The 26,389-nt window shown below is 67.7% G+C and carries 25 protein-coding genes, 1 other RNA gene and 1 pseudogene; 18 read left to right on the top strand and 9 right to left on the bottom strand.

What is annotated here, in order from left to right:
* Positions 1 to 28: 28 nt before the first annotated feature.
* From HB681_RS01195 to cysK, 3 genes are all read right to left on the bottom strand, one after another.
* Complete coding sequence (locus HB681_RS01195; RefSeq protein WP_213952916.1) at positions 29 to 583, bottom strand: VUT family protein; 555 nt, start codon at positions 581 to 583, stop codon at positions 29 to 31.
* A complete protein-coding gene (locus tag HB681_RS01200; protein WP_213952917.1) occupies positions 583 to 2,253 on the bottom strand; it encodes an NAD(P)/FAD-dependent oxidoreductase in 1,671 nt (556 codons plus the stop codon). The genes HB681_RS01195 and HB681_RS01200 overlap by 1 nt, the downstream gene beginning before the upstream one ends.
* A gap of 129 nt (positions 2,254 to 2,382) precedes the next feature.
* Complete coding sequence (cysK, locus tag HB681_RS01205) at positions 2,383 to 3,303, bottom strand: cysteine synthase A (protein ID WP_213952918.1); 921 nt, start codon at positions 3,301 to 3,303, stop codon at positions 2,383 to 2,385.
* 64 nt (positions 3,304 to 3,367) lie between these two features.
* Between cysK and rnpB the strand changes: the two genes are divergently transcribed.
* Both rnpB and HB681_RS01215 read left to right on the top strand, forming a co-directional pair.
* Positions 3,368 to 3,738, top strand: an RNA gene (rnpB, locus tag HB681_RS01210) — RNase P RNA component class A.
* A gap of 49 nt (positions 3,739 to 3,787) precedes the next feature.
* Positions 3,788 to 4,816, top strand: a complete 1,029-nt coding sequence (locus HB681_RS01215) for an NADP-dependent oxidoreductase (protein ID WP_213952919.1) — start codon at positions 3,788 to 3,790, stop codon at positions 4,814 to 4,816.
* Positions 4,817 to 4,982: 166 nt separating this feature from the next.
* Here the strand turns inward: HB681_RS01215 and HB681_RS01220 are convergent, their stop codons facing one another.
* Together HB681_RS01220 and HB681_RS01225 are read right to left on the bottom strand one after the other, a co-directional pair.
* Positions 4,983 to 5,756: an RNA pseudouridine synthase gene (locus HB681_RS01220; RefSeq protein ID WP_213952920.1), complete on the bottom strand. Its 774-nt coding sequence runs from the start codon at positions 5,754 to 5,756 to the stop codon at positions 4,983 to 4,985.
* On the bottom strand, positions 5,753 to 7,426 hold the full coding sequence (locus HB681_RS01225; RefSeq protein WP_213952921.1) for an MBL fold metallo-hydrolase: 1,674 nt from the start codon (positions 7,424 to 7,426) through the stop codon (positions 5,753 to 5,755). Before HB681_RS01225 ends, HB681_RS01220 begins: the two co-directional genes overlap by 4 nt.
* A gap of 189 nt (positions 7,427 to 7,615) precedes the next feature.
* Between HB681_RS01225 and HB681_RS01230 the strand changes: the two genes are divergently transcribed.
* Genes HB681_RS01230 through HB681_RS01240 form a run of 3 tightly spaced genes read left to right on the top strand, consistent with a single transcriptional unit; the run spans position 7,616 to position 9,707 of the window.
* Positions 7,616 to 7,996: a VOC family protein gene (locus HB681_RS01230; RefSeq protein WP_213952922.1), complete on the top strand. Its 381-nt coding sequence runs from the start codon at positions 7,616 to 7,618 to the stop codon at positions 7,994 to 7,996.
* Between the two features lie 25 nt (positions 7,997 to 8,021).
* Entirely contained in the window at positions 8,022 to 9,209 is a 1,188-nt protein-coding gene (locus HB681_RS01235; RefSeq protein ID WP_213953296.1) for an amidohydrolase family protein, read from the top strand.
* Positions 9,210 to 9,221: 12 nt separating this feature from the next.
* Positions 9,222 to 9,707, top strand: coding sequence for a nucleoside deaminase (locus HB681_RS01240; RefSeq protein ID WP_213952923.1), 486 nt, complete (start codon positions 9,222 to 9,224; stop codon positions 9,705 to 9,707).
* A gap of 18 nt (positions 9,708 to 9,725) precedes the next feature.
* Here HB681_RS01240 and dkgB read toward each other — a convergent pair whose 3' ends face one another.
* Both dkgB and HB681_RS01250 read right to left on the bottom strand, forming a co-directional pair.
* Complete coding sequence (gene dkgB, locus HB681_RS01245; protein WP_213952924.1) at positions 9,726 to 10,541, bottom strand: 2,5-didehydrogluconate reductase DkgB; 816 nt, start codon at positions 10,539 to 10,541, stop codon at positions 9,726 to 9,728.
* A 158-nt stretch (positions 10,542 to 10,699) separates the two neighbouring features.
* Positions 10,700 to 11,857: pseudogene (locus HB681_RS01250) on the bottom strand (MFS transporter); the annotation flags it as partial.
* A 96-nt stretch (positions 11,858 to 11,953) separates the two neighbouring features.
* Between HB681_RS01250 and HB681_RS01255 the strand changes: the two are divergent.
* On the top strand, positions 11,954 to 12,868 hold the full coding sequence (locus tag HB681_RS01255) for a LysR substrate-binding domain-containing protein (RefSeq protein WP_213952925.1): 915 nt from the start codon (positions 11,954 to 11,956) through the stop codon (positions 12,866 to 12,868).
* A gap of 111 nt (positions 12,869 to 12,979) precedes the next feature.
* On the opposite strand, the gene HB681_RS01260 is transcribed toward HB681_RS01255, so the two are convergent.
* Positions 12,980 to 13,576 (bottom strand): GNAT family N-acetyltransferase, encoded by a 597-nt coding sequence (locus HB681_RS01260; protein ID WP_213952926.1) that lies wholly within the window; start codon positions 13,574 to 13,576, stop codon positions 12,980 to 12,982.
* Between the two features lie 193 nt (positions 13,577 to 13,769).
* Between HB681_RS01260 and HB681_RS01265 the strand changes: the two genes are divergently transcribed.
* A complete protein-coding gene (locus HB681_RS01265; RefSeq protein WP_213952927.1) occupies positions 13,770 to 14,114 on the top strand; it encodes an I78 family peptidase inhibitor in 345 nt (114 codons plus the stop codon).
* A gap of 178 nt (positions 14,115 to 14,292) precedes the next feature.
* Here the strand turns inward: HB681_RS01265 and HB681_RS01270 are convergent, their stop codons facing one another.
* Positions 14,293 to 15,036 carry a hypothetical protein gene (locus HB681_RS01270; RefSeq protein ID WP_213952928.1) on the bottom strand — a complete coding sequence of 248 codons (744 nt, stop codon included), beginning with the start codon at positions 15,034 to 15,036 and terminating at the stop codon, positions 14,293 to 14,295.
* On the opposite strand from HB681_RS01270, the gene dapF reads away from it, so the two are divergent.
* The 11 genes from dapF to mraZ all read left to right on the top strand — a co-directional run bounded on the left by dapF (position 15,035) and on the right by mraZ (position 26,384).
* Positions 15,035 to 15,910, top strand: a complete 876-nt coding sequence (gene dapF / locus HB681_RS01275; protein WP_213952929.1) for a diaminopimelate epimerase — start codon at positions 15,035 to 15,037, stop codon at positions 15,908 to 15,910. The genes HB681_RS01270 and dapF overlap by 2 nt on opposite strands.
* Positions 15,907 to 16,596: a DUF484 family protein gene (locus HB681_RS01280; RefSeq protein WP_213952930.1), complete on the top strand. Its 690-nt coding sequence runs from the start codon at positions 15,907 to 15,909 to the stop codon at positions 16,594 to 16,596. Before dapF ends, HB681_RS01280 begins: the two co-directional genes overlap by 4 nt.
* Positions 16,593 to 17,222 carry a YdcF family protein gene (locus tag HB681_RS01285; RefSeq protein WP_256354256.1) on the top strand — a complete coding sequence of 210 codons (630 nt, stop codon included), beginning with the start codon at positions 16,593 to 16,595 and terminating at the stop codon, positions 17,220 to 17,222. Before HB681_RS01280 ends, HB681_RS01285 begins: the two co-directional genes overlap by 4 nt.
* Positions 17,200 to 18,225, top strand: coding sequence for a tyrosine recombinase XerC (locus HB681_RS01290; RefSeq protein ID WP_213952931.1), 1,026 nt, complete (start codon positions 17,200 to 17,202; stop codon positions 18,223 to 18,225). Before HB681_RS01285 ends, HB681_RS01290 begins: the two co-directional genes overlap by 23 nt.
* A 22-nt stretch (positions 18,226 to 18,247) precedes the next feature.
* Positions 18,248 to 19,456, top strand: coding sequence for a class I SAM-dependent methyltransferase (locus HB681_RS01295; RefSeq protein WP_213952932.1), 1,209 nt, complete (start codon positions 18,248 to 18,250; stop codon positions 19,454 to 19,456).
* Positions 19,457 to 19,692: 236 nt separating this feature from the next.
* Entirely contained in the window at positions 19,693 to 20,739 is a 1,047-nt protein-coding gene (locus HB681_RS01300) for a GTP-binding protein (RefSeq protein ID WP_213952933.1), read from the top strand.
* A gap of 757 nt (positions 20,740 to 21,496) precedes the next feature.
* The gene (gene dksA / locus HB681_RS01305; protein ID WP_256354257.1) at positions 21,497 to 22,042 is read left to right on the top strand and encodes an RNA polymerase-binding protein DksA; all 546 of its coding nucleotides are present in this window, start codon (positions 21,497 to 21,499) and stop codon (positions 22,040 to 22,042) included.
* A 3-nt stretch (positions 22,043 to 22,045) separates the two neighbouring features.
* Positions 22,046 to 23,632, top strand: coding sequence for an STAS domain-containing protein (locus tag HB681_RS01310; RefSeq protein ID WP_213952935.1), 1,587 nt, complete (start codon positions 22,046 to 22,048; stop codon positions 23,630 to 23,632).
* A 46-nt stretch (positions 23,633 to 23,678) separates the two neighbouring features.
* Positions 23,679 to 24,224, top strand: a complete 546-nt coding sequence (gene hslV, locus HB681_RS01315) for an ATP-dependent protease subunit HslV (protein ID WP_213952936.1) — start codon at positions 23,679 to 23,681, stop codon at positions 24,222 to 24,224.
* Between the two features lie 140 nt (positions 24,225 to 24,364).
* Complete coding sequence (gene hslU, locus HB681_RS01320; protein WP_213952937.1) at positions 24,365 to 25,693, top strand: ATP-dependent protease ATPase subunit HslU; 1,329 nt, start codon at positions 24,365 to 24,367, stop codon at positions 25,691 to 25,693.
* A 259-nt stretch (positions 25,694 to 25,952) separates the two neighbouring features.
* Positions 25,953 to 26,384 (top strand): division/cell wall cluster transcriptional repressor MraZ, encoded by a 432-nt coding sequence (mraZ, locus tag HB681_RS01325; RefSeq protein ID WP_213952938.1) that lies wholly within the window; start codon positions 25,953 to 25,955, stop codon positions 26,382 to 26,384.
* Positions 26,385 to 26,389 lie beyond the last annotated feature (5 nt).

The following is a 26,389-nucleotide window of genomic DNA, read 5'->3' on the forward strand; positions in this document are numbered from 1 at the left end:
GAGAAAACCGATCGCGCAGGGGCCGCGCTCAGCAGCCGGATGGCACGGTCGCCCGGCGCCCGATCAACAACCGGAACGGCAGCAGCATCAGCACGCCGACGCCGAGCTTGACCATCAGGTCACCCGCCGCCCAGCTGAGCCACGGTCCGCCTTCGCCCGCAAAGGCAATCCCCCAGAACACGATGCTGTCGAGCACTGCCGCGACGATGGTGGCGACCAACGGCCCGCGCCACCACAGCGCGCGGCGCAACCGGTCGAACACGCGGATATCCAGCAATTGCGAAGCGATGAATGCGAGGCCCGATGCCAGCGCGATGCGCACCGGCGCGAGCGCCAGCGATGCGACGACGGCCACCGCGAATCCGAACCAGGCCACGCGGCGCGCCACGCCTGGGCCGAATCGCCGGTTGACCAGGTCGCTCACCAGATAGGCCACCGGGTAGGTGAAGGCGCCCCAGGTCAGCCAGTCGTTGATGGCGAACTGCACGAGGATGTTGGAAGCGAGCACCACCACGGCCATGGCCAGCGTGGCCGCGGCGAACTGGACCATCGAAGGGCGGGCGAAGAAGGGCATCGGCTGCATCACAGGCTCGCCGTCCGTTCCTGCGCCGCATCGGCCAGCAGCTCGCGCGCCACGGCTTCCGCGACCTTGATGCCGTCCACGCCAGCCGACAGGATGCCGCCCGCGTAGCTCGCGCCTTCGCCGGCCGGATAGAGGCCGCGCACGTTCAGGCTCTGCAGGTCCTCGCCGCGCGTGATCTTGATGGGGGATGAGGTGCGCGTTTCCACGCCGGTCAGCACGGCGTCGTGCAGGTCGAAGCCCTTGATCTTGCGGCCGAATACCGGGAAGGCCTCGCGCATGGCCTCGATCGCATAGGCGGGCAGCGCCAGGTGCAGGTCGGTCGGCGTCACGCCCGGCTTGTACGAAGGCTCGACGCTGCCGAGCACGGTCGACGGGTTGCCTGCGACGAAGTCGCCGACCAATTGGCCCGGCGCGCGATAGTCGCCGCCGCCGAGCACGAAGGCGTTGGATTCCAGCTCGCGTTGCAGCGCGATGCCGGCCAGCGCATCCCCTGGCGCATCGGACGACCAGCCCGGGAAATCGCGCGGCTCGATGCCCACGACGAGGCCGGCATTCGCATTGCGCTCGTTGCGCGAATACTGGCTCATGCCGTTGGTGACGACGCGGCCCGGCTCGCTCGTCGCCGCGACCACCGTGCCGCCCGGGCACATGCAGAAGCTGTAGACCGAACGCCCGTTGCTCGCGTGGTGGACCAGCTTGTAGTCGGCCGCGCCCAGCAGCGGATGGCCGGCGTGGCGGCCCCAGCGCGCGCGGTCGATCAGGCCCTGCGGATGCTCGACGCGGAAGCCGATCGAGAAGGGCTTTGCCTCGATGTGCACGCCGCGCTCATGCAGCATCGCGAAGGTGTCGCGCGAGCTGTGGCCGAGCGCCATCACGACATGGTCGGCGCGCACCGGGTTCGACACGCCGGTGGCCTGGTCGAGCACCGTCAGCCCGCGGATGTGACCGTCCTCGATCAGCACGTCGGTCACGCGCTGCTCGAAGCGCACTTCCCCGCCGAGCGCGATGATTTCCGCGCGCATCGTCTCGACCACCTTCACCAGCTTGAAGGTGCCGATGTGCGGATGCGCGACGTAGAGGATCTCAGGCGGCGCGCCAGCCTTGACGAACTCCTCCATCACCTTGCGGCCGAGGAAGCGCGGGTCCTTGATCTGGCTGTAGAGCTTGCCGTCGGAGAAGGTGCCGGCGCCGCCTTCGCCGAACTGCACGTTCGACTCGGGGTTGAGCACGCTCTTGCGCCACAGGCCCCAGGTGTCCCGGGTGCGCTGGCGCACGGTCTTGCCGCGCTCCAGCACGATCGGCCTGAAGCCCATCTTGGCGAGCATCAGCGCCGCGAAGATGCCGCAGGGCCCGAAGCCCACGACGACGGGGCGCACGGGCAGTTCGGCGGGCGCCTGTGCCGGGACGCGATAGACCATGTCGGGCGTCGGTATCACGCGCGGATTCCCGTGCAGCTTGGCGAACAGCTTCGCTTCCTGCGAGGGGTCTGCGAGCGTCACGTCGACGATGTAGACCTGCAGCAAGTCGACCTTGCGCGCGTCGAAGCTGCGCTTGAAGACGTGGATGTCGGCAATGGCCTCGGGCTCGACGCCGAGCAGGCCCTGCACCGCGCGCGGCAGGGCGTCGGAAGGCGGGTCCAGGGGGAGTTTGATTTCGGAGAGGCGGATCATCGTGAGGCTTGTGGTTATCAAGCAGGACGGGGTGAAACGGACAGCGCCCGCGGTGGGCGGCGCGGGCGCTGGAGCGGCGATTTTCGCCGAGAACGGAAAAGGGCGCGCTGGAAGGGGCGCCCGGTGGGGTCACACCGGCAGGAACCCTTCCACCGACAGGTAGCGCTCGCCCGTGTCGTAGTTGAACCCCAGCACCACCGCATCGGCCGCCAGGTCCGGCAGCTTTTGCGCGATGGCGGTCAGCGTGGCGCCCGAGGAGATGCCGACCAGGATGCCTTCCTCGCGGGCGCAGCGGCGCGCCATCTCGCGGGCCGGTTCGGCATCGACCTGGATCACGCCGTCGAGCAGGCTGGTGTCCAGGTTCTTCGGGATGAAGCCGGCGCCGATGCCCTGGATCGGGTGCGGCGATGGCTGGCCGCCCGAGATCACCGGCGACGCCACCGGCTCCACGGCGAACACCTTGAGCTTCGGCCACTTCTTCTTCAACACCTGCGCGCAGCCGGTGATGTGGCCGCCGGTGCCGACGCCGGTGATGAGCACGTCGATGCCCTCCGGAAAGTCCGCGGCGATTTCCTCTGCCGTGGTGCGCACGTGCACCTCGATGTTGGCCGGGTTGTTGAACTGCTGCGGCATCCAGGCGCCGGGGGTGGAGGCGACGATTTCCTCGGCGCGCGCGATCGACGCCTTCATGCCGCCGGCGCGCGGCGTGAGGTCGAAGCTGGCGCCGTAGGCCAGCATCAGGCGGCGCCGCTCGACCGACATCGAGTCGGGCATGACCAGCACCAGCTTGTAGCCCTTGACCGCCGCGACCATCGCCAGCCCGATGCCGGTGTTGCCGGAGGTCGGCTCGACGATGGTGCCGCCGGGCTTGAGCGCGCCGGACTTCTCTGCGTCCTCGACCATCGACAGCGCGATGCGGTCCTTGATCGAACCGCCTGGATTGGCGCGCTCGGATTTGATCCAGACCTGCTGGGTCGCATTGCCGAACAGGCGCTGGATGCGGATGTGCGGCGTGCCGCCGATGGTGTCGAGGATGCTCTGGGCTTTCATGAAATCGGACTCCTGAAGGTCAACGAACGGTGGACCGCCATTGTGGCGAGATAATCCACCCCGTGAAGCACGCCGGACCGCCGCTGGTGCAAGCCCGCAAGGGGCGACGCCGAAAGGCGCCGCGTCGAAAGACCGCACTGGAGGAACGTCCGGACTGCACAGGACAGCGCAGGAGCTAACGGCTCCCCATCGTGAGGTGAGGATCAGAGCAACAGAGACGAGTCGGTGCCGGGGCAACCCGGCATCGGGTGAAACGGGCAATCTCTGCGCGCAGCAACACCAAGTAGGCCAGTTTCGAGGTGGTTCCGCTGAGCTGGCGGGTAGGTGGCATCGAGCCGTCCGGGTGACCGGCGGCCCAGATTAATGGCGGTCACGCCGGGTGCGTCGCAAGACGAATCCGGCGCACAGAATCCGGCTTACAGGCGTGCTTCACACTTTTCACATCGCGTCGTCGATCGCGGCGCGGCCCCAGGAGATCGACACCATGCAAACCCGCGAGATCGTGCTGGCGCGGCGCCCCGACGGAAAGGCGCGCGCGGACGACTTCAGCGTGCAAGCCCGTGAACTCGCACCGCTGCAGGCTGGATGCGTCCGCTTGCGTGCCCTCTACTGGGCCGTCGACCCCGGCATGCGGTCACGCCTGGGCGGCGTGCGCAGCTATGTCGAGCCGGTGGCGCTGGGCGGCGTGGTCGGCGGCGCGGCCGTCGCGCAGGTGTTGGAGAGTCGCAGCGAGCGTTTCGTCGCCGGCGATCTGGTGACCGGCCTGCTGGGTTGGCGCGAGGCGGGCGATTTCCCGGAGGCGGCGCTGAAGCAGGCGCCCGAACGCGGCACGATGCCCGCGAGCGCACTGCTGGGCTTGCTGGGAACGCCCGGCATGACGGCCTTCTTCGGCATGCGCGACGTCGGCTGTGTGCAAGCCGGCGAGACGGTGCTGGTCACGTCCGCCGCAGGCGCGGTCGGCGCAGCGGCCGGGCAGTTTGCGAGGCTGATGGGCGCCCGCGTGACTGGCGTGGCGGGCAGCGATGCCAAGGTCGAATGGCTGACCGGCGAGGCCGGCTTCGCGGACGCATTCAACTACAAGACGATCGACGACATGGCGGCCGAACTCGGTCGCCGTTTCCCGGAAGGCATCGATGTGCTGTTCGACAACGTCGGCAACCGCATGGTGGATGCCGCGCTGCCGCACATGAAGGTACGCGGGCGCATCGTGGTGTGCGGCCAGACCGAGGACTACAGCGTCGCGCCGCAGGAACGCCACGGGATCCGCAACACCAGCCACCTGATCTCGAAGCGGCTGCGCGTCGAGGGCCTGCTGGCCTACGACCATGCAGCGCGCTACGGCGAGGCCATTGCGCAGATCAACACATGGTGGCGGGAAGGGCGCCTGGTGGTGCGAGAGGACATCAGCCACGGATTCGACAGCCTGCCGGCTGCGTTCGTAGACCTCTTCGACGGGAAGGCCTTTGGCAGAAGGTTGGTGGCCGCGTCACAGGTGCAAGGATTGGCGCTGTGACGCCGGTCGGACCGGAGTGCCCGAAAGTGGCGTCGAGGCGTCCGCGGCCATGAAAGTCCTCGACAGGCTCGAAACCATCGTCCGATCCATCGGCAGGCTTCTCCAGCACCGAGATGGCGAGGTGGACGCCTGATCGGGGGCGCCCATCTATCTCACCGCCTGAATTTCAAACGCGCTCGCCCGGCGCCATGAAGCGCCACTCGCCGACCTCCAGCCCCGCCAGCGGCAGCCGCCCGACGCGGATGCGCTTCATCTGCAGGATGCGCAGCTCGGCCATGTCGCACATCTGCGCGATCTGCCCCGGCCAGCTGCCCTTGACGGCAAAGCGCAGGCCCGTGCGTGTCTCGGCCTGCTGACCGATGCTGACCTTCGCGGGCAGCATGGCGCGGCCGTCGATCACGGGTGACTGGTTCAGCCGGTGTAGCGCCACGCCGTTGACCAGCCCGGCCACGTCGACCATCACCTCGTTCTCGATCAGCCCGGCGTCCTCGACCAGCTTGCGCTGCACGCGCGGTTCCTGCGTGAACACGATCAGGCCGCTGGCGCCCTTCTCCAGCGGCGTGAAGCATTGCTGCCCCACGAAATGCCGCTGAAGGTGCGGACGCTGGGAGCGGTCGCTTTCGCTGTGCTTCGACGCGACCAGCAAGCGCTCCAGCGGCGCATCGAAGGCGATGCCGGCGGGCTTGTGCAGCAGCAGCGTCACAGGCTCGACAGCCACGGGGCGCGCCCCGCTGGCGATTTCCACCTGTTGTTCGTCGCGCACGCGTCGCGCCGGCACTTCCACGACCTTGCCGTCGACGCGCACCGCGCCGTTCTCGATCAGCAGTTCGGCCTCGCGGCGCGATACGTTGGCGATCGCGGCGACGCGCTTGGCCAGGCGGATGCCTTCTTCCTCCTCTGCGGCGTGCGAGGGAGCACCCCTGGCGCGGCGCTCGTTCATGGCTGCGCCAGCGTTCGAATGCGCTCGACGTGGGCTTGCAGGGAGCGTGCCGCCACCGGCCACATGCGCGAAGGCACGTCGTCGTAGGCGATCGGCAACCAGTCTTCCGATGTGCCCTCGGGCTGCTCGCGCATTGCGGCGGCGATCTTGGCCTCGCGCTTGAGGCGGTGCGCCTTGAGCCGCGCGATGGCGGTGCGCGCCTGTCCCAGCACGTAGCCGTGCGCTGGCAGGATGAACTCCACCGCATGCGCCACGCAGGCCTCGTCGAGCAGGTCGAGCGACTGCAGGTAGGCCGTCATGTTGCCGTCGGGCGGGTCGATCACGGTGGTGCTGCCGTTCAGGATGTGGTCGCCGCTGAACAGCAGGCCGTCTTCTTCCAGCAGCAGGCACAGGTGATTGGCCGCGTGGCCCGGCGTATGGATCACGCGCAGCGTGTGCGTCGGGGCCGGCACGCCGTCGGGCGGCAACGCGTGCGCGGAGAGCGTGATGCGCTCGTCGTTGGCCAGTACGCGGTCCGGCGTGAAACGTGCCGCGGGGCGCGCGCTCGGCGCCGAGGGAAGGCCGAGGATCGGCGGGCGCTGCTTCTTGCACAGCGCCTGCAGCGGCAGCGCGCCCGGGGAATGGTCGGAATGCGAATGGGTGCAGACGATCGCGCGGATGTCGCCCTGGGTGATGCGCCACAGGCGGCCGATGTGGTCGAAGTCGTTCGGGCCGGGGTCGATCACGAGGTAGCCGGTTGCTGCGTCGCCCACGATGTAGGTGTTGGTGCCGGGGCCGGTCATCGCGCCCGGATTGGGCGCAGTCAGGCGCATCACGTTCTTCAGCAGGCGTACCGGTTCCTCGCACTGCCAGTCGAGCGTGTGCACCAACTGGCCATCGGGGCACACCAGCGCGAGTTCGCCGAAGGGCGACTCGTGCTCCATGTAGCGCAACTCCTTGCCGCCCAGCAAGCCGCCGCGCGGGCAACTGGTCCACAGCGGATGCTCGCGCGCGCAGGCGGCGAGCACGGCGTCGACGCTGTCGAAGGCGGCCAGCTTTTCCAGCGTACGCACCGTCGGGAAGATCATGAAGAAGCGCTTCTTCGCATGGCGTTCCAGTGCATCGGCGGGGCGCACCCAGCAGGGCTCGAACTGCTCCGCCTCATCGGCCACCGGCACCTGGCCTTCGGGCATGCGCGCGACGAGGAAGGGCACGTCGAAGCGCTTTGGCATGTCGCGGTCGGTGATCCAGTGCGCGAAGGTGAAGACCTCGTCGGAGGCCAGCCGCAGCCCTTTCACCGCGCATTGGGCGGCCAGCGTCACGGCGGGCGGATTGCCGCGGTCCATGGCGGCCACCTCGGCGCCGCTGACCATGCGGCTGTCGTCGGTGTGGCGCGCGAGCAGCACGCCCAGCTCCTCGAAGCACTCGCGGATGGCCGCGATGGCCTGCGTCATTTGCAGCCGGCTTTGTGTGCGGCGCCGCGCGGCGATCGGTCGCGCCTCCACGTCGTTGTCGTCGATGCGCCCGCCCGGAAAGACGTACGCGCCCGGCGCGAAGCTGGCGTTGTCGGAACGCCGCGTCATCAGGACCTCGATGCCGGCGGGCGTGTCGCGCAGCAGCAGCACCGTCGCGGCGGGCAGCAAAGGGGCGGGCTGGCGTGACGGATGGATTTGTTGGCTTGAGCGGACCATCGCAGCATTATCGGGAGACTGGCCCGCGCGTGCTTTGCCGTGCGGAAACCGGGACTGCGGATAACCCGGATTGCCCACTCGCTTCCGGCGCGGTCCGAATCTTGCGGCGGCTCCAGCCCCGGGCGACCTGAACCGTTCAGGCGGTGTGGGCGCTATGCTCCCCGGAGCCAAGTCAAAGGAGAAGACGACATGCTGAAAAACAGCAAGGCCTTCAGCGGCTATTCGGTCGACGACATGAGCATTGCGCTGTCGTTCTACGGCGAGACGCTGGGCCTGGACGTGTCGGAAGACGACGGCCTGATGAGGCTGCACCTGGCCGGCGGCACCGAGGTGCTGGTGTACGTCAAGCCCAATCACGCGCCGGCCACCTATACCGTGCTCAACTTTCCGGTGAAGAACGTCGACAAGACGGTGACCGCGCTGAAGGAGCGTGGCGTTCGCTTCGAGTCCTACGACATGCCCGGGCTGGAGACCGATTCCAACGACATCTGCCGCGACCCGGGCGGCCCGGTCATCGCGTGGTTCCGCGACCCGGCGGGCAACATCCTCTCGGTGCTGCAGGAGCATTGATGAACTTCCGGCGCGGGACATGGACGTGGCCTCGCTGCTGATCCGCAACGTGCGTCCGGCGGGCGGTGCACCGCTCGACGTGCTGGTGCAGGGCGGGCGCATCGCCGTGCTCGGCCCGGCGTTGCAGGCGCCGACTGGATGCGCGACCGAGGAGGGCGGTGGCGCCTTGCTGCTGCCGGCCCTGGTCGAAGGCCACACCCACCTCGACAAGACGCTGTGGGGCATGGACTGGTACCGCAACGAGGTCGGCCAGCGCCTCTCCGACAAGATCGACAACGAGCGGGCGTTCCGCCATGCGAGCGGCCACGACGCGGCTGGCCAGTCGCTGGCGCTGGCCCGGGCCTTCCTGGCGCTGGGCACGACCCGCTTGCGCACCCATGTGGACATCGACACGCAAGCCGGCCTGCGGCACCTCGAAGGCGTCCTGCAGACGCGCGACGCCATGGCCGCGCTGCAGCAGCAGATCCAGATCGTCGCCTTCCCGCAGTCCGGCCTGCTGATCCGCCCGGGCACGGCCGAATTGCTCGACCGGGCCATGGCGGCCGGCGCCGACGTGCTGGGCGGCCTCGACCCCTGCGCCATCGACGGCGACCCGGTGCGCTCGCTCGATGTGCTGTTCGGCCTGGCCGAGCGCCACGGCTGCCCGCTCGACATCCACCTGCACGAACCCGGTGCGATGGGCGCGTTCTCGCTCGGCCTGATCCTGGACCGCACCCAGGCGCTGGGCCTGCAGAACAAGGTCGCGATCAGCCATGGCTTCTGCCTGGGCGACCTGGCGCCGGCCGAGCGCGACCCGCTGCTCGCGCGCATGGCGGCGCTGGGCGTGGTGCTGGTCACGACCGGCTCGGCCTCGCGCAACGTGCCGCCCCTGATGGTGTGCCGCCATGCGGGCGTGACGGTGTTCGGCGGCAACGACGGCATCCGCGACACCTGGTCGCCCTACGGCAACCCCGACATGCTGGAGCGCGCGATGCTGATCGGGCTGCGCTATAACCTGCGCCGCGATGATGAACTCGATGTCGCGCTCGATTGCGTGACCCACGCCGCCGCGCGCGCTTGCGGATTCGAGGCCTACGGACTGGTGCCGGGTGACCGGGCCGACCTGGTCCTGGTCGATGCGCAGACGGTGGCGCAGGCGGTGGTCGCCAGGCCAGCACGCAAGCTGGTGGTGGCCGGTGGGCAGGTCGTTGCGCGCGACGGCATCCTGATTTGAGGAGAGAACGTTTTGTACGACGAGACATTCATGCGGCGCGCCCTGGCGCTGTCGGCCCGGGCACTCGACACGCCCGGCACCGAACCCTTCGGCGCAGTGGTGGTGAAGGACGGCGCCGTGGTCGGCGAAGGCTTCAACCATTCGGTCGCACATTTCGACCCCACCTCGCATGGCGAGGTGGAAGCCATCCGCGACGCCTGCCGCAAGCTGGAGACGGTGGACCTGTCGGGCTGTGATCTCTATTCCTCGTGCGAGCCCTGCGTGCTGTGCGCGGCGGCGATGCATATCGTGGGCATTCGCAAGCTCTACTACGGTGCGTCGCTGGCGCAGTCGGGGGAGGCGTTTGCGGGTGTGTCCGCGGCCGACCGGCATCCGATCGACGTGGAGACCCTGCGTGCCGAAGCCGGCGCGCCGCTGCACAAGCGCGCGCTGCCGGCAGAGCAGAAGCTGGACGGCGAGGCGATCCCCATCCTGCGCGCCTGGGCGGCCTCGCGATAGTTCGGGCGGCTCAGCGGCTCAGTCCCACAGCGGCGCGAGGCCGTCCGGGCTGACGAGGCGCTCCCCGCGGTCGAGCGCCGCGATCTGCGCCATCTCCTCGTTGCTGAGATGCAGCGCTCGCGCCTTCAGATTGCTTTCCAGGTTGGCCGCTTTCGTGGACGACGGAATCACCGCATGGCCGAGTTGCATGGCCCAGGCCAGCGCCACCTGCGCAGTCGTGGCGCCGCGGGCCAGGGCGATGCGCTGCAGCACCGGGTCGCCCAGCACCTTGCCGTAGGCCAGGGTCATGTACGAGCTGATGCCGATGCCCTGGCGGCGTGCAAAGTCCGCGAGCTTGCGGTTCTGCAGGTAGGGATGCAATTCGACCTGGTTTGTCGCGATCGCCTGCGCACCCACCGCGTCGATGGCCTGCCGCATCAGGTCGATGTTGAAATTCGACACGCCGATGCGCTTCGTCAGCCCCTGCGCCTTGGCTTCGGCCAGCGCGCGCATGAATTCGGCCACCGGCACCGCGTTGGCGGGCGAGGGCCAGTGGATCAGCGTCAGGTCGACATGGTCGGTGCGCAGCTTCGCCAGGCTGTCCTTCAGGCTCTCCCCGAGCTTGGCCTTGGGATAGTTGTCGGTCCAGATCTTGGTGGTGATGAAGAGGTCCTCGCGCGCGACGCCGCTCTCGGCAATCGCCTGGCCCACCTCGGCCTCGTTGCCGTAGATCTGCGCCGTGTCGATGAGCCGAAAGCCGAGCGAAAGGCCGTTCTTCACCGAGTCGATGACGGTCTGGCCGGTCAGGCGGAAGGTGCCGAGGCCGAAGAGGGGAATGCTGTTGTTGGTGTTCATGGTAGGAGTACTTGAATGCGGGATTTGAAAGGGTTCATTCCTCAACGCAGCATGGAAGGGGAGCGAGGGCTGTGCGGGGGCACCCGCGGATCCGGCTTTGCCGGGCCGCCGGGTGCGCCCCCTGGAGGGGATGCGCCGAAGGCGCTGCGGGGGTGGGCCAGCCTGCGGTCGAGCAAGCCGCTCCATTGCGTCAGCGCAAGAGACACCAGCACCACCAGCGCGCCGATCCAGGGCGTATGCATCAGCCCCAGATGCGTGACGATCAGGCCGCCGGCCCAGGCCGCGCCGGCAATGCCGAGGTTGAAGGCCGCGATGTTGAGGCCCGAGGCCACGTCGACGGCCTGCGGCGTGAAACGCTCGGCCTGCTTGACGACGTAGACCTGCAGCCCCGGCACGTTGCCGAACGCGACCGCGCCCCAGGCCAGCACGGTCAGCAGGGCCAGCCACTTGTGTGGCGCTGTGAAGTTGAAGACCAGCAGCACCACGGCCAGCAGCGCAAAGATGATGCGCAGCGCCGGGATCGGCCCCATGCGGTCGGCCAGCTTGCCGCCCCAGATGTTGCCGACCGCGACGGACACGCCGTAGACCAGCATCACCCAGCCCACCGCGCCGGGGCTGAAGCCCGAGACTTCGGTGAGGATCGGCGCGAGGAAGGTGAACGGGATGAAGGTGCCGCCATAGCCGATGGCCGTCTTGGCATAGACCAGCAGCAGGCGCGGCTCGGCCAGCACCTTGGCCTGCTGTGCCAGCGAGGCCGGCGGCGTGTGGCGGATGTTCTTCGGCACGAACATCCAGCTGCCGATGAACGCGATCACACCCAGTGCCGACACGGCCAGGAAGGTCTCGCGCCAGCCGAAGTGCTGGCCGATGAAAGTGCCCAGCGGCACGCCCGTGACCAGCGCCACGGTGAGGCCGGTGAACATGATCGCGATGGCGCTGGCGGCCTTGTCCCTGGCGACCAGCCCGGTCGCGATGGTCGAGCCGATCGAGAAGAACACGCCGTGCGCGAGGCCGGTGAGCACGCGCGCGGCCACCAGCGTCTCGTAGCTCGGCGCCTGCCAAGCCAGCAGGTTGCCCGCGGTGAACAAGGCCATCAGGCCGAGCAGCAACAGCTTGCGCGGCACCTTGCCGGTGAGCGCGGTGAGCACCGGCGCGCCGATGGCGACGCCGAGCGCATAGAGGCTGACCAGCAGGCCAGCCGACGGAATGTCGATGCCGAGGTCCGCGGCAACGGTGGGAAGCAGGCCGACGATCACGAACTCGGTCGTGCCTATGGCAAAGGCGCTGAGCGTCAGCGCGAAAAGGGCAATGGGCATGAAAGGCAACTCCTGTGGGATGGCATGGAGTGTCGGCCGATCGTCTTTGCAGAAAAACCCGTCAGTCTGCACAATTCTGTTGACTGGGAGTCAACAATGAAAACTACCCTCGAGGAATTGCAGGCCTTTGCCGCCGTGGTCGGCACGGGCTCCATCACGGCCGCGGCCGACCAGCTGGGGCAGACCGTCTCTGGCGTGAGCCGCGCGCTCGCCCGCCTGGAAAAGAAGCTCGACACCACCCTGCTGCGCCGGACCACGCGCCGCATCGAGCTCACCGAGGAAGGCCATGCCTTCCTCGTCCACGCCCGCGCCATCCTGGCCTCGATCGACGATGCCGAGGAGCACATGGCCGCGCGCCGCCAGCAGCCCGCCGGGCGCTTGCGCGTGAACGCCGCCACGCCCTTCATGCTGCATGCCATCCTGCCGCTGGTGCCCGAGTTCCGCCGCACGTACCCGCAGATCGCGCTGGAGCTCAACACCGACGAGCTCAACATCGACCTGCTGGAGCGGCGCACCGACGTAGCCATCCGCATCGGAGAGCTGCGCGATTCCACGCTGCACGCACGGCCGCTCGCGATCAGCCGGTTGCGTGTGCTCGCCAGTCCGGCCTACCTCAAGGCGCACGGCCGTCCGAAGGCGGTGGCCGACCTCGGCAAGCACACGTTGCTCGGTTTCACGCACCTCGATTCCTTGAACCGCTGGCCCTTGCGCGGCACGCATGGCGACGAATGGGCCATCACACCGACGATCGGCGCCTCCAACGGCGAGACGCTGCGCCACCTGGCCTTGCAGGGCAGCGGCATCGTCTGCCTGTCGGACTTCATGACGGCCGGAGATCGAGCGCGAGGCGACCTGGTGCAGGTGCTTGCGAAGGACACCGTCGATGTGCGGCAGGCCATCAACGCCGTCTACTACCGCAACACGCAGTTGGCGGCGCGCATCGCCTGCTTCCTGGACTTCCTCGCCGCGCGCTTCGGCGGAGGGGCAGGGTGCTGGTCTCGGAAGGTGTGAAGATTTCGTAGCGAGGGCGCCGATGTCGGGTCGAGGACCGGAACCGCACTCTCGTGCGGTGAGGACCGCAGGCCCGAGATCGGCGTCCGCAGTAGAAAGATTCAGACCTTCTCAGGCGTCCGGCAAGGATTCGAGCTTGATGCGATAGCGCAGCTCGCGGTTGCCGCCGATGGCGGGCACGGTGATGAATTCCTCGACCAGCACGCCGCCGTTGCGCGCGATCACGCGTTGCGACGCCAGGTTGTCCGGCGTCGTCGTGATCTCGACGTAGCGCAGGCCTTCGGCGACTGCGTCGCGCAACAGCAGCCGCAAGGCTTCCGTGGCGTAGCCGCGCCCGCTCTTCCACGGCACCACGCCGTAGCCGATGTGGCCCAGGCAATACGGCGGCAAGGCGTTGCTTCCCTTCTGCCAGCGCAAGCCGATGCTGCCGCAGAACTCCCCGTCCCAGATCCAGCGCCGATAGCCCGGCAACTTGGGCACGGTCGAGCCGTCGGGCATCGTCACCGGCGGGCCAGCACCTTCGCGGTCGACCAGGCCGGCCAGGAAGGCGTCCGCGTCGCGCCGTATCTGTTCGATTTCCTCGCGCCCGGCGTCGGCACGGAGGTTGTTGGGTGACCAGCCGCGCTCCAGTGCCGCGAGGTAGCCTGGCAGGAATGCGTGGCCCGGCCAGACCAGGCGAGGCAATGATGAGGGCGTGCGGGTGTTCATCGCGTGACGGTAACTCGTGCGTGCCTGGGAACCACGGGAGGTGATCCTGCGCACCGCTATTTGGATGGCGATTGCCCCGCGTCTCGTCCGAGGCACCTTCGGCCTATGTCATGTCGTACAGAGGGGCACACCGCCAGCGGGACGGCCGGGGGCTACCATGCAAGCCATCGATAAATGGCAAAACGGGAAAACCATGAACTGGCTGGAACGCACGCAATTCACATGCGGACTGCTGCTTGGCGTGGCCGCCGTGGCCGGCTGCCAGATGCGCGGCGACGTTCGGCCCTTGTCTTCCGAACTGCCGCCGCCGCCGAATTTCGCCGGCACCATGCCCCAGGAATGCCGCGCCACCGAAGCCCGCTTTGCGCTGGGCAAGCCGATCGACGCAAGCACGCTCGAGGAAATGCGTCTGCGTGCCGGCGCCCGCAGCGCCCGCAGCGTGCGCCCGACCGATCCGCCCCCGCGCGACGTGGATGCCACTCGCCTGAACGTCGATATCGAGGCGAGTGGTCGCATCGTCGGCGCGCGCTGCGGCTGATGAGGGAGACTCTGATCAGGTCCCCCGCGGACCGCGCATCCTCCGCCCGGGCGGTCTGCGGCGTTGCAAATCCTCGCCATGGCTTGGGCCAAGGCTGCGGTTTGCGCCTTGCATCCCATCCCGAGCCGAGGCGCGCGTCCTCGCGGGGGACTTGATCAGAGTCTCCTGAGCGCCGCCTTCAGTCGCTGATCTCCCGCGCATTCGGCGCAAGCCGTCCCGACACGCCGATCGGCGTCCGGATGGCGATGCGCGCGCGCGGCATGTACCGGTGCAGCAGATGCTCGATGTCGACGTAGCCACCCGCGTTCAGCCGCTCGACCATGCGCTCGATCATCTGCCCGTAGGCGCTGCGCACCACGGGCAGCAGGCAGGCATCGAAGGACCAGAGGCGCGACATCAGCTGGAAGTTGTCCGCGGCGTCGTTGCCCGTCACCTCCGGCGCAAACTGGCTCGCGTACCGGCCCGAGAAGACCATTTGTCCGCGGTAGCCCGGATCACCGTAGTCGCCGATGCAGAAGCGCTCGTCCAGCCGATACCTCCCTGACAGCTTGAAGATTCGATCGACCCCGTCCAGCAGCGCTTCCTGGCTGTGCAGGAAATGCTGGAAGCAGGTCATCTCGGTCAGGTTCTTGACCACGTCGGGATTGGGCGCCTTGTAGATCGCCTGCACGTCGTGCAGCCCCGAGTAGTCGAACAGCCGCGTCACCGCCGGCGACAGCACGCGGGCCTGCGCCGGCTGCAGGCCGTCGCCGCACATGTCCAGCAGATGGATGGCCGCATCCGGCACGCGCTGGCGGATCGAATCGATCGTGCCGATCGTGTCTCGCAGTCGCTCCTCGGGCGCGAACATGCCGGACCTGGCGTTGATCGCGCTCGTCACGATGAAGGCAGCCTGCATGCCGCGCAGGATAATCGCGCCCATGCGAATTCGCTTCACCAAGATGCAAGGGGCCGGCAATGACTTTGTCGTGCTCGACGAGACCCGTGGCAGCCTCGGGCTCACGGCTGCGCAATACCGCTTCCTCGGCAACCGCCACTTCGGCGTCGGCGCCGACCAGATCCTGACCGTGCGGCCCTCGCCCGCGCCGGGCATCGATTTCCAGTACGTGATCCACAACGCGGACGGCGGCGAGGTGGAGCAGTGCGGCAACGGTGCACGCTGCTTCATGCGCTTCGTGCGCGAGCGCGGCCTCACCACCAAGGAGGCAGTGCGCGCGCAGACGCTGTCTGGCGTCATCGAGCCCCGCATGGGCGCCGATGGCCGGGTCACCGTCGACATGGGCGCGCCTGTCTTCGAGCCCGAGAAGGTGCCCTTCGACCCGGCCGGCCTCACGCCGCAGCCCGAAGGCGCCTGGGAAACCTGGCACCTGGCCATCAGCACCCATGCCGAGAGCGCCATCCTTCCCGTCACCGTGCTGTCGATGGGCAATCCGCATGCGGTGCAGGTCGTGAACGACGTCGACACTGCGCCAGTCGCCACGCAAGGCCCGCTCATCGAGCACCACCCGCGCTTCCCGCAACGCGTCAACGCCGGCTTCATGCAGGTCGTGAGCCGCTCGCGGATCCGCTTGCGCGTATTCGAGCGCGGCGCCGGCGAGACGCTGGCTTGCGGCACCGGGGCTTGCGCGGCGGTGGTGTCGGGCATCCGACTCGGCCTGCTCGACAATCGCGTCGACGTGGAAACGCGCGGGGGGCTCCTCACCATCGAATGGGCGGGCGTTGGCCTGCCCGTGTTCATGACCGGCCCGGCCGTGACCGTGTTCGAAGGCGACATCGAGGTACCCGAGCAGCCATGAAACCCACCCATTCCGACGCCATGAACCCGATCACCGAAGACGACATCGCCAACTACCTCGCCAACACGCCGGACTTCTTCGAACGCCATGCGCAACTGCTTTCGCAGGTGCAACTGACCAGCCCGCACGGCAACCGTGCCGTCAGCCTGCAGGAGCGCCAGGCCGAGATGCTGCGCGAGAAGATCAAGGCGCTGGAGCACCGCGTGATGGACATGGTGCGCCACGGCACCGAGAACGTCGTCACCGCCGACCGGCTGCAGCGCTGGACAAGAGGCTTGCTCACCACGCGCGATGCGCGCGGCCTGCCCTGGCAGATCGCGGCCGACCTGCAGACGCTGTTCATGGTGCCGCAGACCGCCATCAAGGTGTGGGACTGCGACGCGACCTACTGGAGCGAGGGCTATGCCCAGTGGGTCACCGACGACGTGAAGACGCTGGCCACCTCGCTCACCGCACCGTACTGCGGGCTCAATTCCGGCTTCGAGGCGGCCAACTGGCTGGGCGATGCGCGCGCGGCCGTGTCGATCGCGCTGATCCCCCTGCGCGCCGAGCCGGGCGCGCCGGCCTTCGGCCTGCTGGTGCTCGCATCGCCCGATGCGCAGCGCTTCAACCCCGAGATGGGCACCGACTTCCTCGAACGCATCGCCGACCTGGCGTCGGCAGCGCTCTCGCGGCTGCGGCCTTGACGCTGCTGGCCCGCGCCATGGCATGGCGCTGGCGTCTGCTGGGCGCGGCGCTTCTCCTTTGCGCGCTGCATGTGGCGCTGGCCGCCATGATCTGGCAGCACGCGAGCGAACGCATCGCGCATCCGCCCACGGGTACGGCCGATGGCGCCCTGGTGCTCGGCAACCGGGCCTATGTGGGCGGCGAGATCAATCCCTGCCTCACCAACCGCGTCGACCGCGGCATCGAGCTCGCACGCAGCGGCCAGGTGCGGCAACTGGTCGTGTCGGGCGGCAAGGACATCGAGGACGCGCGCATCGAGGCACAGGTGATGGAGGCCTATGCGCGGGAGACTGGCTTCAGCGGCCCCGTGCTGAAGGAGGCGCTGTCGTCGTCGACGCGGCAGAACCTCGCCATGTCATGGCCGGTGCTGGAGGCTGCCGGCATCAAGCGCGTGATCGTCGTTTCCGACCCGTACCACCTCTGGCGGATCGAGCGGCTGGCGCGTGCGAGCGGATTCGACCGCGCCTTCGACGTGCAATACGCGGCGGCGTCGCCGACTTGCGGGAAAAGCCCCTTCCTGTTCTTCAAGGGCGTGGTGCGCGAGCCGCTGGCGATCGTCAACAATGCGCTGGCCGGGTATTTCTGACGGCCAACGCGTGCCTGGAAGGAAATTCGCTGTGGATTCGGACCTGATCGAGCGCTATCTGGAACATGTGCGCGTGGAACGCCGGCTGGCCGCGCGCACGGTCGAGCTGTATGCGATCCACCTGCGCACGCTGGCCGAAAAGGCCGCCGCGGCGAGCCTGCCGCTGCAACAGGTGCAGACCGCCCACATCCGGCGCTGGATGGCCCAGCTTCACGCGGCAGGGCGCGAGTCGCGCGGCATCGCGCTGGTGCTGTCGTGCTGGCGCAGCTTCTATCGCTGGCTGGGCAACGAGCGCCTGGTCGATGCCAATCCGGTGCAGGACGTGCACGCACCCAAGGCCGACCGTCCGCTGCCCAAGGCATTGGCCGTCGACGACGCCGTGCGGCTGGCGGAACACCGCGATCCTGAGGCCGACCCGTGGACGGAGGCGCGCGACCACGCGATCGTCGAACTGCTCTATGGCTGTGGCCTGCGCGTGAGTGAACTGGTCGGGCTCGACGTGCGGGCCAGCGCGGTGGCGCGCGGCTGGGTCGACCTGGCCGCTGGCGAAGCGCATGTGCTTGGCAAGGGTGGCAAGCGCCGCAGCGTGCCGGTGGGCGCCAAGGCCCGTGAAGCGGTGGGGGCCTGGCTGGCCGTGCGCGACGACTGCGCCGCGCTGCCGGCGGCCACCCTGCGCGACCCGGTCGGCGCCACGGCCCTCTTCATCGGCCGCAATGGCGCGCGGTTCTCGGCGCAGGCGGTGTGGAAGGCCTTGCGCCTGCGCAGCCTGAAGGCCGGCTTGCCGGCGCCGGTCCATCCGCACATGCTGCGGCACTCCTTCGCGAGTCACCTGCTGCAGTCGAGCAGCGACCTGCGCGCTGTGCAGGAGTTGCTCGGCCACGCCAACATCACCACCACGCAGGTCTACACGCGGCTGGATTTCCAGCACCTGGCCAAGGCGTATGACGCGGCCCATCCACGCGCCAAGGCGCGCCCCGAGACACGAAAGGCCAGGAAGGCCTGAACAACATCACCAGGGAACCCCCATGAAAGCATTGCGGCTGCGGCCGGGCAAGGAGCGGTCGCTGCTGCGCCGCCATCCATGGATCTTCGAATCGGCCATTGCCAAGGGCGGCGGGGACGCGGGCGAGACGGTGCGCGTCGAGTCGCATGAAGGCAAGTTCCTCGCATGGGCCGCATTCAGCCCCGCATCGAAGATCCGTGCCCGCGCCTGGAGCTTCGACGAAGCCCAGCGCATCGATGCCGCCTTCTTCGCCGGGCGTGTCGCTCGGGCGGTGCAGGCGCGCGGCCTGTTCGACTTGCAGAGCGACGGCGTGCGTCTGGTCCACGGCGAGGCCGACGGCCTGCCCGGGCTGATCGTCGACCGCTACGGCGACACGCTGGTTGCGCAATTCCTGTCGGCCGGCGTCGAGCGCTGGAAGGCAGTGCTGCCCGATGCCTTGCTCGCCGCCACCGGCTTGACCAGGCTCTACGAGCGTTCCGACGCCAGCGGCCGCGAGCGGGAAGGCCTGAAACCGACCACCGGCTGGCTGCGCGGCGACGGTCCGACCGAGCTCACCATCCGCGAGCACGAGTGGCAACTCTCGCTCGACATCGCCACCGGCCACAAGACCGGCTTCTACCTCGACCAGCGCGACAGCCGGAAGCGTTTCGCGGAGATCGCGGGGCATCGCAAGTTCCGCCGCGTGTTGAACTGCTTCTGCTACACGGGCGGATTCACCGTCGCGGCGCTATCCGGCCTGCGTGCCGCCGATGCGTTGGAAGGAGCGGTGTTGACCTCGGTCGATTCCTCGTTGCCCGCACTCCAGCGCGCCGAAGCGCATGTCGCGCTCAACGGATTCGCCGGCGCCGACAACCAGTACCTCGACGCCGACGTCAACGCCACCTTGCGCCGCTTCATCGCGGACGGCAAGACCTTCGACGCCATCGTGCTGGACCCGCCGAAGTTCGCCCCGACGGTCGCCCATGCCGAGCGCGCCGCCCGCGCCTACAAGGACATCAACCGCCTGGCCCTTCAGTTGCTGGTGCCCGGCGGCGTGCTGCTGACCTTCTCGTGCTCCGGCGGCATCAGCGCCGACCTGTTCCACAAGATCGTCGCCTCGGCGGGTATCGACGCCGGCGTCGACGGCTACATCAGCGAGCGCCTCGGCGCCGCGCCGGACCATCCGATGACCATCGAGTTCCCGGAGGGCGAGTACCTCAAGGGGCTGGTGGTGGTGCGCCGGCCGGCGTGAATTCGGGCAGCCGAACGCCGAAGTCGCAAAGGTTTCGCAGAAGGCGCAAAAAAGAGAATCAAAGAATTCCTTGAGTATTTCTTTGTCTTCCTTCTGCGACCTCTGCGAAACCTTTGCGACTTCGGCGTTCGGCTGCCCGCTCCCGCATCCCGGCAAGCCCAACCCCACGACAGCAGACCTATTCCCCGCCCGCTAAACTTTCCGCCCTTTCCCTGTTTTCGCGACCGGAGCACCTCATGGCCCTCATCCCCGCCACCATCCTCACCGGCTTCCTCGGCTCCGGAAAAACCACCTTGTTGAAGCGCATCCTGACCGAGGCGCACGGCCAGAAGATCGCCGTCATCGAGAACGAGTTCGGCGAGGAGAACATCGACAGCGACATCCTCGTCACCGAGTCGAAGGAGCAGATCGTGCAGATGAGCAACGGCTGCATCTGCTGCACCATCCGCGAAGACCTGCGCGAGGCGCTGCAGGTGCTGGCTGCCAAGAAGCGCAAGGGGCTGCTCGACTTCGACCGCGTGGTCATCGAGACCACCGGCCTGGCCGACCCCGGCCCCGTTGCGCAGACCTTCTTCATGGACGACGAGATCGCCGAAAGCTACCTGCTCGACTCGATCCTGACGCTGGTCGATGCCAAGCACGCACCCCAGCAGCTCAATGACCGGCAGGAGGCCCGCCGCCAGGTCGGCTTCGCCGACCAGATCTTCATCAGCAAGAGCGACCTGGTCGCCGCCGACGAGACCGAGGCGCTGATCCATCGCCTGAAGCACATGAACCCCCGCGCGCCGCAGCAGAAGGTGCATTTCGGCGAGGTGCCGCTGTCTTCGGTGTTCGACCTGCGCGGCTTCAACCTGAATGCCAAGCTCGACATCGACCCCGACTTCCTCAAGGAAGACGACCACGATCACCACGATCACGAACACGGCGAGAACTGCGACCACCCTTCGCATGCGCACGAAGGCCACGGCCACCATCACCACACGGACGACGACGTCAAGAGCTTCGTCTACAGGTCCGACCGCCCCTTCGACCCGGCCCGGCTGGAGGACTTCCTCGGCGCCATCGTCAACATCTACGGCCCGCGCATGCTGCGCTACAAGGGCGTGCTGAACATGAAGGGCACCGAGCGCAAGGTGATCTTCCAGGGCGTGCACCAATTGATGGGCAGCGACCTCGGCCCGGCCTGGGGCGCGGACGAAGCCCGCCAGAGCCGCATGGTGTTCATCGGCATCGAACTGCCGCGCGAGATCCTGGAACAGGGTCTCGACCAGTGCCTGGTTTAGCCTTTGCCCCAGGTCGCTGCGCCACCGCGTGACGCGACTCCCGCCCCCTCACCGGGGCCGACATCGGTGGCCCGGCAGAGCCGGTTCCACGATGTCCCTGGTGAAGAGCCGCCCGCGCGCACCCCGAGGCTGCCCCATCGCGGGTGATACCGACAGCCCGAAGGAACTGGTTTCGCGATGTTCCGGACGTGAAATGATCCGGGGGGAGCGTTATCGGCCGCAACTCGACACTTTCGTCTATACAATCGCGCGCCTGTTCCGGGAGCCGCTTTCGTTTGCCATGCAGAAGAGAAGTCACTACCGGCACAGTAGAGAGCGCGTTCGTGGTCTGAATTCGGGGGTATAACCCGTGGTCGCTGCTGGCGAGCTTGCACTAAAAATCGGGAACCCGCGAGGCATGTGTTCGCCAACGTTCTTGCGGGGAGAGTACCTGTAGAGCGCGATCCAGCCCGTCCTAGGAGCCAGTACCGTGAAGAAACCCGCCGCCGAGGCAGCGCCCGCCACACCGGCCGTCAAGAAGACAGCCGGCAAGGAGGCTGCGCCAGAAGCGCCCAAGGCTTCCGCCACGAAACCCGGCCCCGCCCCGCCCCCCCTCGCCAAATCCGCAAAACCGGCCAGTCATCCTGCCGTCCCTTCCGCTTCTGTCACGACCCCCATGAAAAAAACGGCTGCCGCCCCCACTCCCGCTCCGGCCCCTGTCACGCCGGCCCCCCGCGTTGGACGCGTTTCGCGCCTGTCCCAGCTGACTGTGCCGTCCATGGCCCAGTCCGTGGCCTCGACCGCCGCCAAGTCCAGCTTCACGCAGGTCGCATCGACCGCGCTGGTGCCGCCGCCGCACGTCGCGCTCAAGAAAGACCCCAAGCTTGCCAACAACTGGAAGACAAAGACGCCGGAACAGTTGAGCGATGCCGAAGTCATCGCCATGCCCGACAGCGAGTACATGAACGACAAGCAGATGGCCTTCTTCCGCCTCAAGCTGGTGGGCCTCAAGCAGGGCATCCTCGAGAACGCCGGCGAAACCACCGAGCACCTGCGCGAAGACACGGTCGTGGTGCCCGATCCGGCCGACCGCGCCACCATCGAGGAAGAGCATGCCCTCGAACTGCGCACCCGCGACCGTGAGCGCAAGCTGCTGAAGAAGATCGAGCAGTCGATCCAGCGCATCGACGCCGGCGACTACGGCTACTGCGACGAGACCGGCGAGCCGATCGGCGTCGGCCGCCTGCTGGCCCGACCCACGGCCACCCTTTCCCTCGAAGCGCAACAGCGCCGAGAGCTCAAGCAGAAGATGTTCGGCGACTAAGAAATGGCCAAAGAGGAGCCCGGCCGCCTGCTGTCCAAAGTAGCCAAGTTCGTCCGCAACCCGCTCAAGGACTGGGCGGAACTGGATGAGCAGGATGCTGGCTCGTCCGACACTGGCTACAGCCGGGAGATGCTCAAGGAAATGATCGAGCGGCGTCAGCGCAACGACTTCGTGCGCCGGCGCGAGTTCGACATGCTGCGCAAGCTCCGCCAGCGCGAAGCCTCCGGTTCGCGCGAGGCCACACCGTCCTCCTTCAGCATCAGCAGCACCACCGGCAAGACTGCAGGCCGCGCACTCACGCTCAAGAAGATCGACGAGATCGAAGAGCAGATGTCGCAGCAATGGTGGAAGAACCGGCAGCAAGGCTCCAACGGCGAACCGATGACTCCCGCCGCCATGGCGGCGCAGCAGGCGCGCGCCTACGCCGACACCGAGCCGGGCCAGGCGCCACCCGTCGCTGGCGACGCGGCGTCCGGGGAGTCGCACCTGCCCCGCCCGCCAGGTATCGACAGCGGCCTCGAGGAAGCCGCGATCCGTTTCGCGCACGGCGACGACCCCGGCGCCGAGGCCATCCTGCTCCAGACACTGGCGCCCGAGGCGCCGCAGGCCGACAACGTCGAGATCTGGCGCGCGCTGCTCGACTTCTATCGGGCCACTGGCGACTTCGACAAGTTCTCGCAGACCAGCATGCGCTATGCCCAGCGCTTCAAGAAGCCGGGCCCCGAATGGATTTCGCTGCGTGCCCTGGCGCGGGAAGTGCAGGTGGCCGGTGCGGCCGAACTCGACAGCCGCGGCGCCGGCGGGCCGGACGGGGCGGACTGGTCCTGCCCCGAGCAACTCACCCGAGGCGGCCTCGCCGGACTGACGCAGGCCCTCTCGGGCGCCGGCCCGGTCTGGACCCTCGAATGGCACAACCTGGCCGGCATCCATGCCGAAGCCGCCGGTCCCTTGCGTGCGCTGATGGAGCATTGGGCCGCATCGCCGGTGCAGCTGCGATTCGCGGGCGCCGAGCAGCTGCTGGCCGTGCTGGCCGCGGCCACGCCCACCAACAACCGCAACACCGAGCCGGTCTGGTGGCAGTTGCGCATGGCCATCCTGCGCGTGATGAACGATGTCGACGGCTTCGAGTTGACTGCGCTCAACTACTGCATCACCTACGAGGTGTCGCCGCCTCCATGGGAAGACCCCGCTGGCAGCTATGCCGCGGCGGATCTGGCAGCGGCGCCGCAGCCGAAGCCGTCGGGCATGTCGCTGGCCAGCATGCGCATGGGCCTCGGGACTTCCGTCGAACCGGCGCCGGCGCCCGCCGTCGCGGGCCACCGCCTGCTGGTGGGTGAGTTGACTGGCGAATGCCACGACGTGCTGCACGAGCTCGACGCGGAACTGGTCGATGCGCAGGTGCCAACGGTGTCGTGCGCCGCCCTGGTCCGCATGGACTTTGCGGCGGCTGGCACATTGCTCAACTGGGCAATGGCGCGCGCCGCACGCGGCCAGCGTGTCGAGTTCGTGGATGTGCAGCGCATGCTCGCCGCCTTCTTCAAGGTGATCGGCATTGCCGATCACGCCTCGGTCGCGGTGCGCTCGAATTAACAGGCAAGGGGCTTGCATCGCCCCTCGACAACCCCAGATGGCTTCGATGGAACAGTTTCACGGAACGACGATCGTCAGCGTGCGCCGCAAGACCCCTGACGGCGACCAGGTCGCGATCGGCGGCGACGGCCAGGTCACGCTGGGCAACATCGTCATCAAGGGCACTGCGCGCAAGGTGCGGCGGCTCTATCACGGCAAGGTGCTGGTGGGCTTCGCCGGGGCCACGGCCGATGCCTTCACGCTGTTCGAGCGTTTCGAGGCCAAGCTCGAGAAGCACCAGGGCCAGCTGGCCCGCGCCGCGATCGAACTCACCAAGGACTGGCGCACAGACCGCGTGCTGCGCCGCCTCGAAGCCATGCTCGCCGTGGCCGATGCAACCACTTCCCTGATCATCACCGGCAACGGCGACGTGCTGGAGCCGGAAGGCGGCATCGTGGCCATCGGCTCGGGCGGCGCCTACGCGCAGTCGGCGGCCAAGGCCCTGCTGGACCACACCGACATGCCGGCCGACCAGATCGTCAAGCGCTCGCTCGAGATCGCGGGCGAGCTCTGCATCTACACCAACATGAACCACACCGTCGAGGTGTTGTAGCCCACCCCCAAGCTGCGCGCACTGCGTGCGCTCCGCCAACCCCTTCGAGGGGACGCCGCTCGCGGCCCGGCCATGCCGGTTCCGCGGCGACCGCTGGAAAGGGGGCTGCATGCGCATAGACAACCAAAAGATTCGTTGCCATGTCCATGACCCCCCAGGAAATCGTTTCTGAACTCGACAACCACATCGTTGGCCAGCCGCAGGCCAAGCGCGCCGTGGCCATCGCGCTGCGCAACCGCTGGCGCCGCCAGCAGGTGGACGACAAGCTGCGCGCCGAGATCACGCCAAAGAACATCCTCATGATCGGCCCGACGGGCGTCGGCAAGACCGAGATCGCGCGCCGGCTGGCCCGCCTGGCCGATGCGCCCTTCATCAAGGTCGAGGCGACCAAGTTCACCGAGGTGGGCTATGTCGGCAAGGACGTCGATTCGATCATTCGCGACCTGGCCGAGATCGCGGTCAAGCAGACCCGCGAAAGCGAGAGCGCCAAGGTGCGCATGCGGGCGGAGGACGCGGCAGAAGACCGCATCCTGGACGTGCTGCTGCCCTCGGCGCGCAACGCCGAGGGCGTGGTCGAGGCCGACAGCAACAACGCCACCCGGCAGGCTTTCCGCAAGAAGCTGCGCGAGCATCAACTCGACGACAAGGAAATCGAGATCGACCTGGCCGAGGCGCGCGCGCCGCTCGAGATCATGGGCCCGGCCGGCATGGAGGAAATGACCGAGCAGTTGCGCGGCATGTTCGGCCAGCTCGGCAACCAGAAGCGCAAGACCCGCAAGCTCAAGATCTCCGAAGCCTTGCGGCTCCTCATCGACGAGGAAGCCGGCAAGTTGCTGAACGAAGACGAAGTGCGCGCGCAGGCCATCACCAGCGCCGAGCAGAACGGCATCGTCTTCATCGACGAGATCGACAAGGTGGCCACGCGCAGCGAATCGCAGGGCAGCCCCGATGTGTCGCGCCAGGGCGTGCAGCGCGACCTGCTGCCGCTGGTCGAGGGCACCGCCGTCAGCACCAAGTACGGCGTGGTGCGCACCGACCACATCCTGTTCATCGCCAGCGGCGCCTTTCACCTGAGCAAGCCGAGCGATCTGATCCCTGAACTGCAGGGGCGCTTTCCGATCCGGGTGGAACTGTCGTCGCTCTCGGTCTCCGACTTCGAGAGCATCCTCACGCAGACCCGCGCCTCGCTGGTCAAGCAATACCAGGCCTTGCTCGCTACCGAAGGCGTCACGCTGGAATTCACGCCCGAAGGCATCACGCGACTCGCCAGCATCGCCTTCGAGGTCAACGAGCGCACCGAGAACATCGGCGCCCGCCGACTTTCGACGGTGATGGAGCGCCTGCTCGACGAAGTCAGCTTCGACGCGACCAAGCTCGAAGGGCAGACCGTTCGCATCGACGCGGCCTACGTCGACGCCCGCCTGCAGGCATTAAGTCACGACGAGGACCTTTCCCGGTTCATCCTGTAAGCAACAACTGCGGCTGCAGCCGCTTCACGCAACACATTCATTGCGTGAGCTAAGTGCTTCATTTGCAACGACATTCGCGTTTTCCAGCCTGCGAAAACACCGCTAAGTCGTTGATTCCATTGCAAAAAATTGCCGCGACCGCCTGTTGCGACGTACTTGTTTCCTGCTACAGTGCAAAAAAGTGCATTTAAGTGGGAAAAAGTGTCTGTAGAAGCTCCGTTTTGGAGGTTTTCAGCGTCTCACAACCAAGGTCGTTTTCGTGTTTCAAGGCGCTTCATCGCTGAATCTGGATGCAAAGGGGAGGCTGTCCGTGCCGACCCGGCACCGTGACGTCCTCAGCGCGACCGCCAACGGCCAACTCACCATCACGCGCCACCCGCACGGCTGCCTGATGATCTTTCCGCGTCCCGCATGGGAGCAGTTTCGCGAGCGCATCGCCGCCATGCCGCTCAAGGACCAATGGCTCAAGCGCCTGTTCCTCGGCAATGCGATGGACGTCGACATGGACGGCACCGGCCGCATCCTGGTTTCGCCGGAGTTGCGCGCGGCGGCCAGCATCGGCAAGGACACCTTGCTGCTCGGCATGGGCAGCCATTTCGAGCTCTGGGACAAGGCCACGCACGACGCCAAGGAAGCCGAGGCACTGGCCGCCGGCATGGCCGAGGGCGCGTTCCAGGACTTGGCCTTCTGAAGGCG

It is taken from the genome of Variovorax sp. dw_954 (genome assembly GCF_018449755.1).
Lineage (GTDB): Bacteria > Pseudomonadota > Gammaproteobacteria > Burkholderiales > Burkholderiaceae_C > Variovorax.

What these genes read in the sequence shown, in the direction of transcription:
- HB681_RS01195 (WP_213952916.1), bottom strand. Translation starts at nt 583, where the DNA reads ATGCAGCCGATGCCCTTCTTCGCCCGCCCTTCGATGGTCCAGTTCGCC.
- HB681_RS01200 (WP_213952917.1), bottom strand. Translation starts at nt 2,253, where the DNA reads ATGATCCGCCTCTCCGAAATCAAACTCCCCCTGGACCCGCCTTCCGAC.
- cysK (WP_213952918.1), bottom strand. Translation starts at nt 3,303, where the DNA reads ATGAAAGCCCAGAGCATCCTCGACACCATCGGCGGCACGCCGCACATC.
- HB681_RS01215 (WP_213952919.1), top strand. Translation starts at nt 3,788, where the DNA reads ATGCAAACCCGCGAGATCGTGCTGGCGCGGCGCCCCGACGGAAAGGCG.
- HB681_RS01220 (WP_213952920.1), bottom strand. Translation starts at nt 5,756, where the DNA reads ATGAACGAGCGCCGCGCCAGGGGTGCTCCCTCGCACGCCGCAGAGGAG.
- HB681_RS01225 (WP_213952921.1), bottom strand. Translation starts at nt 7,426, where the DNA reads ATGGTCCGCTCAAGCCAACAAATCCATCCGTCACGCCAGCCCGCCCCT.
- HB681_RS01230 (WP_213952922.1), top strand. Translation starts at nt 7,616, where the DNA reads ATGCTGAAAAACAGCAAGGCCTTCAGCGGCTATTCGGTCGACGACATG.
- dkgB (WP_213952924.1), bottom strand. Translation starts at nt 10,541, where the DNA reads ATGAACACCAACAACAGCATTCCCCTCTTCGGCCTCGGCACCTTCCGC.
- HB681_RS01255 (WP_213952925.1), top strand. Translation starts at nt 11,954, where the DNA reads ATGAAAACTACCCTCGAGGAATTGCAGGCCTTTGCCGCCGTGGTCGGC.
- HB681_RS01260 (WP_213952926.1), bottom strand. Translation starts at nt 13,576, where the DNA reads ATGAACACCCGCACGCCCTCATCATTGCCTCGCCTGGTCTGGCCGGGC.
- HB681_RS01265 (WP_213952927.1), top strand. Translation starts at nt 13,770, where the DNA reads ATGAACTGGCTGGAACGCACGCAATTCACATGCGGACTGCTGCTTGGC.
- dapF (WP_213952929.1), top strand. Translation starts at nt 15,035, where the DNA reads ATGCGAATTCGCTTCACCAAGATGCAAGGGGCCGGCAATGACTTTGTC.
- HB681_RS01270 (WP_213952928.1), bottom strand. Translation starts at nt 15,036, where the DNA reads ATGGGCGCGATTATCCTGCGCGGCATGCAGGCTGCCTTCATCGTGACG.
- HB681_RS01280 (WP_213952930.1), top strand. Translation starts at nt 15,907, where the DNA reads ATGAAACCCACCCATTCCGACGCCATGAACCCGATCACCGAAGACGAC.
- HB681_RS01290 (WP_213952931.1), top strand. Translation starts at nt 17,200, where the DNA reads ATGCGCTGGCCGGGTATTTCTGACGGCCAACGCGTGCCTGGAAGGAAA.
- HB681_RS01295 (WP_213952932.1), top strand. Translation starts at nt 18,248, where the DNA reads ATGAAAGCATTGCGGCTGCGGCCGGGCAAGGAGCGGTCGCTGCTGCGC.
- HB681_RS01300 (WP_213952933.1), top strand. Translation starts at nt 19,693, where the DNA reads ATGGCCCTCATCCCCGCCACCATCCTCACCGGCTTCCTCGGCTCCGGA.
- dksA (WP_256354257.1), top strand. Translation starts at nt 21,497, where the DNA reads ATGGCCCAGTCCGTGGCCTCGACCGCCGCCAAGTCCAGCTTCACGCAG.
- HB681_RS01310 (WP_213952935.1), top strand. Translation starts at nt 22,046, where the DNA reads ATGGCCAAAGAGGAGCCCGGCCGCCTGCTGTCCAAAGTAGCCAAGTTC.
- hslV (WP_213952936.1), top strand. Translation starts at nt 23,679, where the DNA reads ATGGAACAGTTTCACGGAACGACGATCGTCAGCGTGCGCCGCAAGACC.
- hslU (WP_213952937.1), top strand. Translation starts at nt 24,365, where the DNA reads ATGTCCATGACCCCCCAGGAAATCGTTTCTGAACTCGACAACCACATC.